Below are 11,355 nucleotides of genomic sequence, written 5' to 3'. Positions count from 1 at the left end.
CGCCCGCGCCTCTCGACGCCGCGCCCGGTCGGCAGCCCCGCCGTCGAGCCGCGCCCCTCCATCCAGGCCGCGCCCACGGCGCCCGCCCCGCGTCCCCGCGCGGTGCCCACCGGCACCGAGGCCCGCGGCTTCGCGCTGTACGTCGGCGTCGACGAGGCCAAGGCCCTCGAGGACGGCACGACGCTCCACCGCATCGTCGAGGCGCTCCGCAAGGTCGTCGCCGAGATCGCCCCGTCCGCCGAGACCTACGCGGCCGTGGCCCTCGCCCCCGAGGGCGTCGGCGGCCGCGATGTCGAGGTCGTCCGCCTCGCGCTCCAGGACAAGGCCGCGCTCGCCAAGCACCGCGGCGAGCCCGTCGAGACCGAGCGCGACGACGCCGACCGGCACCCCGCCGGCGTCATCGTCGACATCTCTCGCAAGCGCGTCCTGCTCGACGGCGAGGCCGCCGGCCTCACCTTCAAGGAGTTCGAGCTCCTCCAGTACCTCGTGCTCCGCGAGGGCCGCACGATCGACCGCCACGAGCTCATCTCCGGCCTCTGGGGCACGGGTGACGACGACATCCCCAACGAGCGCACGATCGACGTCCACGTGCGGCGCCTGCGCGCGAAGCTCGGCTCGTACCAGGACATCGTGCGCACCGTGCGCGGCGTCGGCTACCGCTTCGACCGCCACGCGGACGTCTCGATCCGCCAGGCCACGACGCCGAGCCCCGACGTGGTCTGAACCGCTTCCTCCTCAGGATGCGCGCGGGTTGCTCCCCCGCGCGAGCCGACGGGCGCGGCCCCCGCAGCATGCGGGGACCGCGTCCGTCCGTCGTTCCCGACCCTGCCGGTGAACGCCGAACGGCGGGCGGGGCCGAAGTCCTCCGCCCGCCGTTCGGCGTGCGACCTCAGTGGCCGCGGTGGATGCGGAAGCCGCGGAAGCCGTCGCCGCGCTCGACGTCGGAGGCGTCGATGTGGACGCCGGCGAACTGCGGGACGTTCGCCTGCACCGGCTGGGACTTGCCGACGGCGCGGGTCTTCGACGCGGCGGCCGGGGCCGACGCCGGGGACTTCGACGACGCAGCGGGCTTCGACGACTCGGCGGGCTTCGACGACTCGGGGGCCTTGGGCGCCTGCACCTGGAGGACGTAGGTGCCGTGGTTGCCGACGAGGTCGGTGAAGTCGAGGGTCACCTGCTTGGCGCTGTAGAACGCCTTGGTGAACGTCGTGCCGTTGCCGTACCAGCCCTGGCCGAGGCTCGCGCCGTCGATCGGCTCGCTGAACTCGAGGGTGACCGAAGTGCGGCCGCCTTCCTTGGTCTGGTAGGCCTGCACGTCGCCGACCACGGTCGGGGCGACCGAGTCGAGCGTGAACGTGTAGGCCGCGCTGCGGTTGCCCGCGGTGTCGACCACGACGACCGTGTTGAGACCCTGCACGGGGGCGTAGCCGCCCGCGTTCAGGTCCGACCACTTGTTGTTCGCGCGGTCGATCTTGACGCCGTTGACCTCGACGTAGTCGACCTGGCCGGCACCCGCGTCGACGAGCTTGAAGCTCGGCGCGGCGAGGAACGTGCCGTCCGCGGCGACCGGAGTGCCGGGCTTGAGCTCGAGGGTGGGGACGAGCGAGTCGAACGTGAACGTGTAGGCCGCGCTGCGGTTGCCCGCGGTGTCGACCACGACGATCGAGTTGAGGCCCTGCACGGGGGCGTAGCCGCCCGCGTTCAGGTCCGACCACTTGTTGTTCGCGCGGTCGATCTTGACGCCGTTGACCTCGACGTAGTCGACCTGGCCGATGCCCGCGTCGGTGAGCTTGAAGCTCGGCGCCGTCGCGTGGATGCCGTTGACGAGCGCCGCGCCGGCCTTGAGCTCGATGGTCGGCGCGACGGTGTCGTACGTGAACGTGTAGGGCTCGCTGCGGTTGCCGGCGGTGTCGACGACGATGACGGTGTTCACGCCCTGCGCGACGGCGTAGTTCCCGCCGTTGAGGTCCGACCACTTGTTGTTCGTGCGGTCGTACTTGGTGCCGTTGACCTCGACGTAGTCGACCTGGCCGACGCCGGCGTCCGAGAGCTTGAAGCTCGGCGCGACGACGTGGATGCCGTTGACGACGACGGCGCCGTCCTTCAGTGTCGCGACGGGGGCGGTGCGGTCGATGACGACCGGGAAGGTCTTGCCGGACTGGTTGCCCGCGACGTCCCACGAGGAGACCTTGATCTGCGTGGTCGCGCCCTCGACGAGCGCGTCGGTGTCGACCGTGAATGCGAAGTCGTTGGTCTCGGTGAACCACTGGCCGGCGAGCTTCTGCCACTTGCCGTTCGCGCCGATCTGCTGGATCTCGACGTACGTGCGGGCCGGGCTGGCCTCCGACTGCGACAGCGCGAAGGTCTTCGTGCCGGTGACGGCGCCGAAGGCGGAGTCGGCGATGACCGGCGCCTGGGTGTCGAGCTCTTCGGCGTTCGCGGTGACGGGGGCCGCGCACATGACGGCGGTCGCGGCGGCGAGGCCGAGGATGCGGGTGGTCGTGCGGGACATGGGTGCTCCGTTTCGTTGCAGGCTGGTGCGTCGTCGCGCGGCTGCACGACGGATTCCCGGCAGCGACGGGCAGCGTGCGACGACGACGGCCTCGGAGCGCCGGGGACAGGGTTTCGGGTCGAGCTCGGGCCGCGGCTCCTCCCGCCGCGACCTTCCTTCGATCGTTGCAGATGCATCGAGGGCACGCCCCGCCGGGAGCACCCCCACTTCTGGGTACGCATCAGCCGTCGCGTATCCGGCAGGGCCGCGGGCGCGCCGGCAGGCCGTGGACGGGAGCTCGCGGACGCTCGGACGGGGCCGGCGGACGGCATTGGCACGTACCCCTCGCGGGCGGGCGTCGGGCGCGCTACCGTGACGCCACGCGAGCGACGCCGGCGCGCGCAGCCGCGTTCCGACGGGAGGAGCCCTGATGAGCACGATCAGCCCCGAGCAGTTCCGCGCCGGCGCCGAGTCCGCCGACTGGGCCGTCGTCGGCGACGAAGCCGTCGCCACGTTCAAGACGGGCGACTTCGCCACGGGAGCGCGCTTCTTCGCCGCGGTCGCCATCGTCGCCGAGTCGGCGAACCACCACCCCGACGTCGAAGTGCGCTACAGCTCGGTCACTGTGCACCTGACGACGCACTCCGAGGGCGGGCTCACGGACGCCGACGCGGGCGTGGCCCGACGGATCTCCGACGTTGCGCAGGCGCTCGGCATCCACGCGGCGACTCCGGCGCGCTGAACGCTCCGAGCTGCGGCGCACTCTGCCCGATCGACCCCGCCGTTCGCCGAAGGCTGCCCGCCCCGTCCCGTCGGCGCGCCGATGCGGACGGGACGCCGCTCAGAACGGCTGCTCGTCTCCGTACCCGCTGCTCGCCGCAGCGGCGGCGACAGGGGCCGGCGCTCCGCGCCCCGCGCGCTCAACCTGGGCGGTCGCATAGCGCAGCGACGGCCCGACCTCCTCGACCTCGAGCTCGAGCGACGTGCGGTTGACGCCCTCCCGGTCCTGGTAGGAGCGCTGCTTGAGCCGACCGACGACGATGACCCGGGCGCCCTTGCCGAGGGAACCCGCGACGTGCTCGGCGAGGTCGCGCCAGGCCGAGCACCGGAGGAACAACGCGTCGCCGTCCTTCCACTCGCCGCTCGCGCGGTCATAGGTACGCTCGGTACTCGCGACGGTGAAGCCCGCGACTGCGACGCCGCCCTGCGTGTAGCGCAGCTCCGGCGCGTCGGTCAGGTTGCCGACGATGGTGAGGGTGGTCTCGTTCGCCATGGTTCACTCCGGTTCCGTATGCCGTTCACTGCAGTGGTGAGACAGTCCGGACGCTAGCCCGCACCGCCGACACGCGGCCCGCGACCCGCCGCCGCACCCGCCGCAGCCTCGCCCGATCGGCGCCTCCGAAGCGAAATCGGCGCTCATCTGGCATTCGCTCCGCGCCCATCCGGCGGTCGGCCTGCACTGGGCGAATTCATCGTCGAATCACCGAGGAAAATCGGCCCGGCGGGTAGCGCTTGTTACCGTTCCGTTATACATTGATCGAGCACCGGTTGTTTGCTGTGGCAGCCGGTGCGGAATGTGATTGCAGGACACTCTTGGTGCAACGAGCGTGGCCCGGTCGGCAGCCTCTCCGACCGGGCCATTCTCAATTCCCGGGCCCGTCCGACTCCGCCGGCACCCGTTCCGATCGGCGACGCCGCGCCCGCCCGCGCCGCCGCGCACCCGCGCCGCTCCCTATGATGATTCCGGGAGAACGGGGGTGCCGAGTGGCCGATCGTCGCATCACCGTGGATGCTTGGGAATCCCTCTTCCGAGCGCAGGTCGCGATCATGCGTCGCCTCGCTTCCGGTTTCCCGTCCGAGCTCATCTCCCTCAACGAGTACGACGTGCTCTTCAATCTCTCGCTGCAGCCCGAACGCTCGCTCCGCATGCGCGATCTCAACAAGACGGCGCTCATCTCGCAGCCGAGCATCAGCCGCCTCGTCGACCGGCTGACGTCACGGGGCATCCTGAGCAAGCGCGACGACCCGGAGGACGGGCGCGGCACGATCGTGACGCTGACGGATGACGGCTACGAGCTGTTCCGTCGCGTCGCGGTGCTGCACATCCGCTCGATCACGGCCACGATCGGCGACGCCCTCGACGAGGACGAGCTGGTCGAACTGGGCAACCTCTGCGAGCGGCTGCGCGCGGGCCTGCCCGACGAGCACTGAGACCGCCGAACGGATGCCTCTGGCGCCGAGCGGCTTCCGCCGGCTCGCTGCGACGACTCGCGCGCCGCGGGTTGCGCGATGGGGCGGGAACCCTACCTCCCACCCCACCGCGGCCCCCCGGAGGAGGCTTCTCATCGGGCGACCCGAACTCGACCCGACGAGCCTCGATGAGCGTACACGGCAGGAATCGCGCACGCTCGGACTTCGCTGTGTACCGGGACGTTCGCCTACCGCCCCCGAACGGAGTGGACGTTCGTCCCGGCACTGCCTGAGCGTAGGGGTCGCGCGTTCACCTGCGCCGTCCCCAGTCCAGGGGCCAGTTCCCTGAGGATCACTCGACTCCGAGGGTGGTGCCGAACCTGGTCAGGACGCGGTCGCGCCCGGCTGCTCGACGTGAGCGGCGTACTCCGGGTGCTCGACGAGGTAGCTCGCGATGAACGGGCACCGCGGCACGATGGGGCCGCCGTCCTCGACCACGGCGTCGAGTGCGGCCTTCGCGAGCCGTGTGCCGAGTCCGCGCCCGCCGAAGGCCGGCAGCACGATCGTGTGCGTGAACACCGTGCGGCCCTCCTCTTCGCGATAGACCGCGTAGCCGGCGAGCTCGCCGCCCTCGCGGATCTCGAAGCGGTGCTCCTCGGCATTTCGGCGCACGACGATGCGATCTTCCGTCACGGTTCCCCCTCGATCGACCCGCCGGCGCGGGCACGGCTGCAGCTCAGCGTAAACCCGGGCCGGACTCGCCGCGCGGCGCTCGGCGGGAACGCCGACCGAGGCGACGGTAGTGGCGGCGTCCCGAGTTCGTGGCGGACGGCGGCGCGGATCGGGCGACCGCCGGACGGGCGGCCGCCACGGCATGCGCGCGACGGACCTCCGCTCGGGCGCCGACGACGACGCCCCGGAGCGCTGCGGGCGTGTGCCGCCGGAGCATCGGCGACAGTTCGATCCGCAGCTCGCGGGCGGTTGCCGGCGCGACGCCGTTCCCGACCAGGCCCGTGGCTTCCGGCACCGGCGCGATCGCGACCGGCTCCGCGGTCACCGCGACGAGCATGATGAGCCAGGCGAAGACGAGGGTGAACGCGACCATCTCGAACACGGTCAAGGTGAAGAGATCGAGCCCGTCGTAGGCGACCATCGCGATCACCTCGACGGCGACGAACCCGAAGGACGCGGGGACGAGGCCGCGCGGGAGGCCGCGCACCCACACCGGGAGGCCGAGTGCGAGCACCGCGAAGCAGGCCGCCGAGCCGAGGGCGAAGACGTTGTGCAGGTCGGTGTCGGTGTCGATGGGCACGAGGCCGACGCCGACGAGGCAGGCCCCGAGCAGCATGATGAGGCCGCGCATCACGGGCACCCCGATGCGGATGGGGCGGAATCGCCCCGACGCGACCCCGGCGGTGAGGGCGCGCGCCATGACGACGATGGCCGAGCCGCTCAGCACGATCGCGACGTTGAAGCAGGCAGCGGCGAGGTCGTCGGAGGTGCCGAGCGTCGAGAAGTTGAGCGTCCACCACTCGCCCGTCGAGGTGCCGCCCATCGCCGCGACCGAACCGGCGAAGAGCACCATGGCGACGAGGTTGAAGGTACGTGTCGTGTCGTGGGCATGGGTCGCGCGGTGCAGCCGGTTCGTGAGCGTGCCGAGCAGCGTCCCCGCGACGAGCGCCCAGGCGACCGGACCGCCCGGAAGCGACGTGAACGCGGGCGAGGTGAAGGCCACGGCGCTCGCGCCGAGCGCGAACCAGACGCCGCCGTTGACGCGCGCGCGCAGGTCCGCGCGGATGAGCGGGACGACGATGCCGACGCGGCGCAGCGCGGCGCGGAAGCGCCCGCGGCTGGTCGCGGTCGCCGAGATCATGCCGACGAAGCCGGCGACCAGCACGCCGACGAGGACGCCGGCGGCGACGCGCAGCGCCCAGACGTGCTCGAGCGAAGCGAGACGTCCGATGACGTCGGCGGCGGCGAGCCCGAAGGCCGCGGCGATCGCGATGGTGAGGATGCGGCGCAGCAGCGTTCCCCCGAGCGCTGCGAACGCCATGCCCTCACCGAGCCGACCGGACCACACCCGCAACGGCGACGACCACCCCGGCCTGCGGACGGAGTGGTCGTCGTCGACTGCTGCTCGGCGGGTGACCCCGCCGGGAGGTTTCCCGATGACCGCCTCCGCCGCACTCCCGTGTCCCGCTACCGCCTGCATTCCGCATCCCCCTCGCGTCGATTCGCCAGGAGCCTAACCAGCGGCAGCGGTTGTTGAACAGTGTGTTTCCGGTTGCCGCTCGGGGCATCCAGGACATTCTCAGGAAATACTCATGCAGGCGTATACACCGCGCATGGGGCGCCTTGTCGGATCAGGCTGACGTGGAGGGCTGCTCGCCCGGCGGAACGACCCGCTCGAGCGCCCTGCCCGTGGGCTCGCGGGGAGGCCAGACCACCAGGAGGTACGCGGCGATCGGGCCAAGGAAGAATGTCAGGACGAACCAGGACCACGCAGACCGGTTCCGCGTCCGCGCGTATCCGCCGGCGAGGATCGCCACGGTCAGCCAGAGGGGAACGAGCAGCGCGGAGGCCGAAGGGTCGGGCATGCCCGAAACATAGCAGCGGGAGGCCCAGGCAGGAGTGCCTGCACGGGGCGCTCCGACATAACCCGCGGGCCAGCTGTCAAACTGCTCGCCGGCCCGTGAACACCCCGCGACCGATCGACCGGACCACCAGCCAAGGCCCCTCGCCGATGCACCCGGGAAAACGAGAACGGCCCGCCGAAGCGGGCCGTTCTCGCACTGTCTCAACACAGATCTCGGAGCAATAGTGCTCGGTGCGCCCGGAGGGACTCGAACCCCCAACCTTCTGATCCGTAGTCAGATGCTCTATCCATTGAGCTACGGGCGCATATTCAGTTCGTGTTCCCCGTACCGGGCAACCTGAATACTGTAACCCACGTTCGGCGTGATTGCGAATCGAGGCGGTCCGAGCGTCGATCCCGGGCGTGCCGTTCGCCATCGGCCGGAAGGTCGCGGGGAAGATGCCGAACCGATGCCGACCGAGGTGCTCCGACGGGCTAGCATCCGGGCATGGGCAAGCTCATCTACAACTCGTCGCCGCGGGAACTCGAGATCGACGACCGCGTGCTGGCGCACCTCCGGGTCGCGATCCTCAGCAAACTCCGCCGCTCCGAGAGCTTCGCCATGACCTGGGAGCACGGCCTCGAGCGCGGCAGCGGGCGCACGACGTTCTGGCTGCACGAGTCGATCCCGTTGCAGTTCATCTTCAGCGGCAACCGGCAGCCGACGCTCAACCGGCTCTGGGTCGAGGACCTGCTGCTGACCGCGAACAGCGCCGGCGGACTGCACTTCGTGCCCGAGCCCGAGCAGGACGCCCCGTTCGACGGCGATTGAGCCGCCGAGGCATCCGGAAACGACGAACGCGTCCGGGACGGCCGTGAGGCCGCCCCGGACGCGAGCGCGGGCGGACGGCACCCGATAGGCCGTCCGCCCGCTGTATTCCCCGTCCCCGGGGGATTCCCCTGCGCCGGCTTCCCCAAGCCGACGCACCCCGGGGATCAACGTGCGCGGCTACCGGAGATAGCGCGCACGAGCCAGAGGATCACCGCGATGGCGAGCAGCACGATTCCCACCCACAGGAGGAACTGCAGGGACTGCACGAAGCCTCCGGTGAAGAGCAGGATGATCGCGATGAGGGCGATGATGGCGACGAAGATGTTCATGATGGGACTCCTTCTGATCGCGTGGGGCCGCTGTCCGGCCGAACGAGGCCGGGTTTCGGCTTGAGATCGAAGCTACGCCCGTCCCGGAATCCGGCGGAGGGGGTTGACGCACCGCCGCATCGCGAGGTACGTGAAGCCGGCCCGAGGGCCGTACGCCGGTCGTGCGCGAGTGTCAACCCCGTGCCGGAGCCCGTGCCGCGCGCGTAGCGTCCGCACGGAGCGCGGATGTTCGCGCTCGGCGCGGCGGCCCTCCCGGGCGGCTCGCGTCGTACGGAGCCGACACGAGGGAGCCGACATGACCCAGCTCATCGATCCGACGACGAAGCACGCGCACGGCCCCTTCCCGCGACAGCGGCAGGATGCACCGGGCGCGACCGAGGACATGCGGCCGCTGCCCGATCACGGGGAGTACAGCTACCGCGGGTCCGGGCGGCTCGCCGGCCGCAAGGCGCTGGTCACCGGCGGCGACTCCGGGATCGGCCGCGCGGTTGCGATCGCCTACGCCCGCGAGGGCGCCCAGGTCGCGATCAACTACCTCCCCGACGAAGCCGAGGACGCCGCGGAGACCGCTCGCTGGATCTCCGATGCCGGCGTCGAGCCGCTGCTCCTCCCCGGCGACCTGCAGGACGAGGCGTTCTGCACGTCGCTCGTGACCACCGCCGAGGCGACCCTCGGCGGACTCGACCTGCTGGTGCTCAACGCCGCGCATCAGCAGCTCCGCCGCGGCGTCACCATGATGCCGACCGCCGACCTGGAACGGGTCATCCGCACCAACCTGCTCGCGCCGATCTATCTGGCGCGAGCTGCGGTGCCGCGCCTCGACCCGGGGTCCTCGATCATCGTGACGACCTCGATCCAGGCGTTCGATCCCTCCCCAGGACTGCTCGACTACGCGATGACGAAGTCGGCGCTCGTGACGTTCACGCGGGCGCTCGCCGAGGAGCTCGGGCCGAGCGGCATCCGGGTCAATGCCGTCGCGCCGGGCCCGATCTGGACGCCGCTCATCCCGGCGACGGGCTGGCCCGACCACATCCCCGAGTTCGGCGAGGACACGCCCCTCGGGCGACCCGGCCAGCCGGCGGAACTCGCCGGGGCGTACGTGTACCTCGCCTCGGACGACGCGTCCTACGTCTCGGGCGCGGTGCTGCCCGTCACCGGCGGACGGCCCCTCTGAGGCATCCGGCCCGACCGGCATCGGGCCACGACGACGTCACGACCAGGAAGGAGCGGGCGATGCCGAACACCCCGCAGCTGCAGGACGAGGAGCTCTACGAGACGCTCCGCGACGAGGGCGCGTCGAAGGAGAAGGCCGCCCGCATCTCGAACGCCGCCGCGCGCGACGGCCGCGAAGCCGTCGGCCGCCGTGGCGGGAAGGCGGGCGACTACGAGGACTGGACGGTCCCCGAGCTCCGGAAGCGCGCCAAGGAACTCGGTCTCACCGGGTACAGCGGGAAGCGCAAGTCCGAACTGATCGCCGCACTGCGCGACCATTGAGCGCGCTCGAACTCGTCGAACCGTACGCGTCGCCCGGGTACTCCCGGCGACGCGCCGGTCGCGGGTTCGCGTACTTCGACGCGCACGGGTCGACCGTCGATGCGGCCGAACGCGCGCGCGTGCAAGCGATCGCGATCCCGCCTGCCTGGACGGACGTGTGGATCGCGCTCGACCCGCACGCGCACATCCTCGCCGTCGGCACCGACGAGGCCGGACGGCGGCAGTACCTGTACCACCCCGACTGGCGCGCGCAGCAGGACGCCGAGAAGTTCGCGCGGATGCTCGCGCTGGCCGGCACGCTCTCCGAGGCGCGCCGCTCGGTCACCCGGGAACTCCGGGGCGAGGGGCTGACGCACGAGCGCACCCTCGCCGCCGCGTTCCGCACCCTCGACCTCGGGGCGATCCGCATCGGGTCGGAGGAGTACCTCGCCGAGCATCGCAGCCGGGGCCTCACCACGCTGCTCGTGCGGAACGCGACGATCGAGCACGGCGCACTCCGACTGCGCTACCGCGCCAAGGGCGCCAAGCAGCAGGACGTGCGCCTCGCCGACGACGACGTCGTGGCCTGGTTCCGGCTCGCCGGCGACCGCGGCGGGGCCGCACGCCTCTACGCGTGGCGCGACGGGCGGCGGATGCGGGCGCTCTCCCCCGCCGAAGTGAACGAGGACGTCCGCGCCCGGACGGGCGGCGACTTCACGGCGAAGGACTTCCGCACGCTCCGCGGCACGATCGCCGCGGCCGCCTTGCTCGCGGCGACCGGGCCGGCGGAATCGGAGCAGGCGGGCCGCGCGGCGGAATCGGCGGCGGTGGAAGCGGCGGCGGCCGTGCTCGGCAACACCCCGACGATCGCGCGCGCCAGCTATATCGATCCGGCGGTGTTCGCCGCCTACCGGGAGGGCCGGCTGCTCCGGCGCACGGGCGCCGCCGAACGCGCCCTGCTCGAGCTGCTCGGCGCCGGCTCGGCCTGAGGGGGCCTCAGCCCCGCGCGCCGTCGGCCGCGTCGTCGGAGACCTCGACCTCGACGGTCGCACCGTGCTCGGTGCGGGTGACCTTCGCCGTCCCCTCCCCCTCGACCGCGAGCCCGTCGGGGACGTCGACCGTCGGGACCGGGCCGGTCTCGATGTGCTCCTCGATGAGCTGGATGCCCCCCGAGGTGTTCGCGGAGCGCATGAGTTCCTCGATGAACTCGCGGTTGAGTTCCGGCGGCTCGGGCTCGTCGAAGACGAAGCGCAGCGGGATCGACGGGTGCAGCCAGATCGTCGAGCGCCCCGCCGGCTGGCCGTCCGGATGCTTCCACGAGAGCGTGAAGCTCTCGCCGCGACGCAGCTTCGTCGCGATGGCGACCTTGAGGTGCGCGAGCGCACGATCCTCGATGCCGATGGGGGTGCCCGCGTCGCCGTAGTAGATCGTGCCCATGCGCACACCGTAGTCAGGCGACCCCGGG

General features: G+C 71.7%; 12 protein-coding genes, 1 tRNA gene and 1 pseudogene. 7 read left to right on the top strand and 7 right to left on the bottom strand.

The genetic code is table 11. The features are described 5' to 3' along the window. On the top strand, window positions 1-723 hold a 723-nt coding region (locus tag GB864_RS06175), incomplete at its 5' end, for a winged helix-turn-helix domain-containing protein (protein WP_202107019.1). 166 nt (window positions 724-889) lie between these two features. Here the strand turns inward: GB864_RS06175 and GB864_RS06170 are convergent. After that, window positions 890-2,512 carry a hypothetical protein gene (locus GB864_RS06170; protein ID WP_160423470.1) on the bottom strand — a complete coding sequence of 541 codons (1,623 nt, stop codon included), beginning with the start codon at window positions 2,510-2,512 and terminating at the stop codon, window positions 890-892. A gap of 409 nt (window positions 2,513-2,921) precedes the next feature. Here GB864_RS06170 and GB864_RS06165 point away from each other — a divergent pair, with 409 nt between their 5' ends. Further along, a complete protein-coding gene (locus GB864_RS06165) occupies window positions 2,922-3,233 on the top strand; it encodes a 4a-hydroxytetrahydrobiopterin dehydratase (RefSeq protein WP_160423469.1) in 312 nt (103 codons plus the stop codon). A 99-nt stretch (window positions 3,234-3,332) separates the two neighbouring features. Here the strand turns inward: GB864_RS06165 and GB864_RS06160 are convergent, their stop codons facing one another. Beyond that, a complete protein-coding gene (locus GB864_RS06160; RefSeq protein ID WP_160423468.1) occupies window positions 3,333-3,764 on the bottom strand; it encodes a single-stranded DNA-binding protein in 432 nt (143 codons plus the stop codon). A 512-nt stretch (window positions 3,765-4,276) separates the two neighbouring features. Between GB864_RS06160 and GB864_RS06155 the strand changes: the two genes are divergently transcribed. Further along, on the top strand, window positions 4,277-4,702 hold the full coding sequence (locus tag GB864_RS06155) for a MarR family winged helix-turn-helix transcriptional regulator (RefSeq protein ID WP_336603897.1): 426 nt from the start codon (window positions 4,277-4,279) through the stop codon (window positions 4,700-4,702). A 363-nt stretch (window positions 4,703-5,065) separates the two neighbouring features. On the opposite strand, the gene GB864_RS06150 is transcribed toward GB864_RS06155, so the two are convergent. The 3 genes from GB864_RS06150 to GB864_RS06145 form a co-directional block, all read right to left on the bottom strand. After that, window positions 5,066-5,374 carry a GNAT family N-acetyltransferase gene (locus tag GB864_RS06150; RefSeq protein WP_336603896.1) on the bottom strand — a complete coding sequence of 103 codons (309 nt, stop codon included), beginning with the start codon at window positions 5,372-5,374 and terminating at the stop codon, window positions 5,066-5,068. Window positions 5,375-5,417: 43 nt separating this feature from the next. Next, complete coding sequence (locus GB864_RS18410; protein ID WP_236778918.1) at window positions 5,418-6,734, bottom strand: hypothetical protein; 1,317 nt, start codon at window positions 6,732-6,734, stop codon at window positions 5,418-5,420. A gap of 775 nt (window positions 6,735-7,509) precedes the next feature. Continuing rightward, window positions 7,510-7,582 (bottom strand) — tRNA-Arg (locus GB864_RS06145). Between the two features lie 182 nt (window positions 7,583-7,764). Here GB864_RS06145 and GB864_RS06140 point away from each other — a divergent pair. Further along, window positions 7,765-8,088: a DUF7882 family protein gene (locus GB864_RS06140; protein ID WP_160423465.1), complete on the top strand. Its 324-nt coding sequence runs from the start codon at window positions 7,765-7,767 to the stop codon at window positions 8,086-8,088. Between the two features lie 164 nt (window positions 8,089-8,252). On the opposite strand, the gene GB864_RS18135 is transcribed toward GB864_RS06140, so the two are convergent. Then, window positions 8,253-8,417: a hypothetical protein gene (locus GB864_RS18135; protein ID WP_202107018.1), complete on the bottom strand. Its 165-nt coding sequence runs from the start codon at window positions 8,415-8,417 to the stop codon at window positions 8,253-8,255. Between the two features lie 295 nt (window positions 8,418-8,712). Here GB864_RS18135 and GB864_RS06135 point away from each other — a divergent pair, with 295 nt between their 5' ends. Genes GB864_RS06135 through GB864_RS06125 form a run of 3 tightly spaced genes read left to right on the top strand, consistent with a single transcriptional unit; the run spans window position 8,713 to window position 10,879 of the window. After that, entirely contained in the window at window positions 8,713-9,591 is an 879-nt protein-coding gene (locus GB864_RS06135; RefSeq protein WP_160423464.1) for an SDR family oxidoreductase, read from the top strand. Between the two features lie 59 nt (window positions 9,592-9,650). Beyond that, on the top strand, window positions 9,651-9,911 hold the full coding sequence (locus GB864_RS06130) for a DUF7218 family protein (RefSeq protein WP_160423463.1): 261 nt from the start codon (window positions 9,651-9,653) through the stop codon (window positions 9,909-9,911). Then, complete coding sequence (locus GB864_RS06125) at window positions 9,908-10,879, top strand: DNA topoisomerase IB (protein WP_160423462.1); 972 nt, start codon at window positions 9,908-9,910, stop codon at window positions 10,877-10,879. The genes GB864_RS06130 and GB864_RS06125 overlap by 4 nt, the downstream gene beginning before the upstream one ends. A 148-nt stretch (window positions 10,880-11,027) precedes the next feature. Here the strand turns inward: GB864_RS06125 and GB864_RS06120 are convergent. Continuing rightward, a pseudogene (locus tag GB864_RS06120) lies at window positions 11,028-11,327 on the bottom strand (DUF7882 family protein); the annotation flags it as partial. Window positions 11,328-11,355 lie beyond the last annotated feature (28 nt).

Origin of the sequence: Agromyces seonyuensis (assembly GCF_009789225.1) — a bacterium.
Taxonomy (GTDB): Bacteria; Actinomycetota; Actinomycetes; order Actinomycetales; family Microbacteriaceae; genus Agromyces; species Agromyces seonyuensis.
Note: the sequence above shows the minus strand (reverse complement) of the source record. Positions and strands in the feature narration are given on the sequence as shown.

Excerpts from the sequence above, each read along its gene's own strand:
- GB864_RS06170 (WP_160423470.1), bottom strand. The coding sequence starts at position 2,512 with ATGTCCCGCACGACCACCCGCATCCTCGGCCTCGCCGCCGCGACCGCC.
- GB864_RS06165 (WP_160423469.1), top strand. The coding sequence starts at position 2,922 with ATGAGCACGATCAGCCCCGAGCAGTTCCGCGCCGGCGCCGAGTCCGCC.
- GB864_RS06160 (WP_160423468.1), bottom strand. The coding sequence starts at position 3,764 with ATGGCGAACGAGACCACCCTCACCATCGTCGGCAACCTGACCGACGCG.
- GB864_RS06140 (WP_160423465.1), top strand. The coding sequence starts at position 7,765 with ATGGGCAAGCTCATCTACAACTCGTCGCCGCGGGAACTCGAGATCGAC.
- GB864_RS06130 (WP_160423463.1), top strand. The coding sequence starts at position 9,651 with ATGCCGAACACCCCGCAGCTGCAGGACGAGGAGCTCTACGAGACGCTC.
- GB864_RS06135 (WP_160423464.1), top strand. The coding sequence starts at position 8,713 with ATGACCCAGCTCATCGATCCGACGACGAAGCACGCGCACGGCCCCTTC.
- GB864_RS18135 (WP_202107018.1), bottom strand. The coding sequence starts at position 8,417 with ATGAACATCTTCGTCGCCATCATCGCCCTCATCGCGATCATCCTGCTC.
- GB864_RS18410 (WP_236778918.1), bottom strand. The coding sequence starts at position 6,734 with ATGGCGTTCGCAGCGCTCGGGGGAACGCTGCTGCGCCGCATCCTCACC.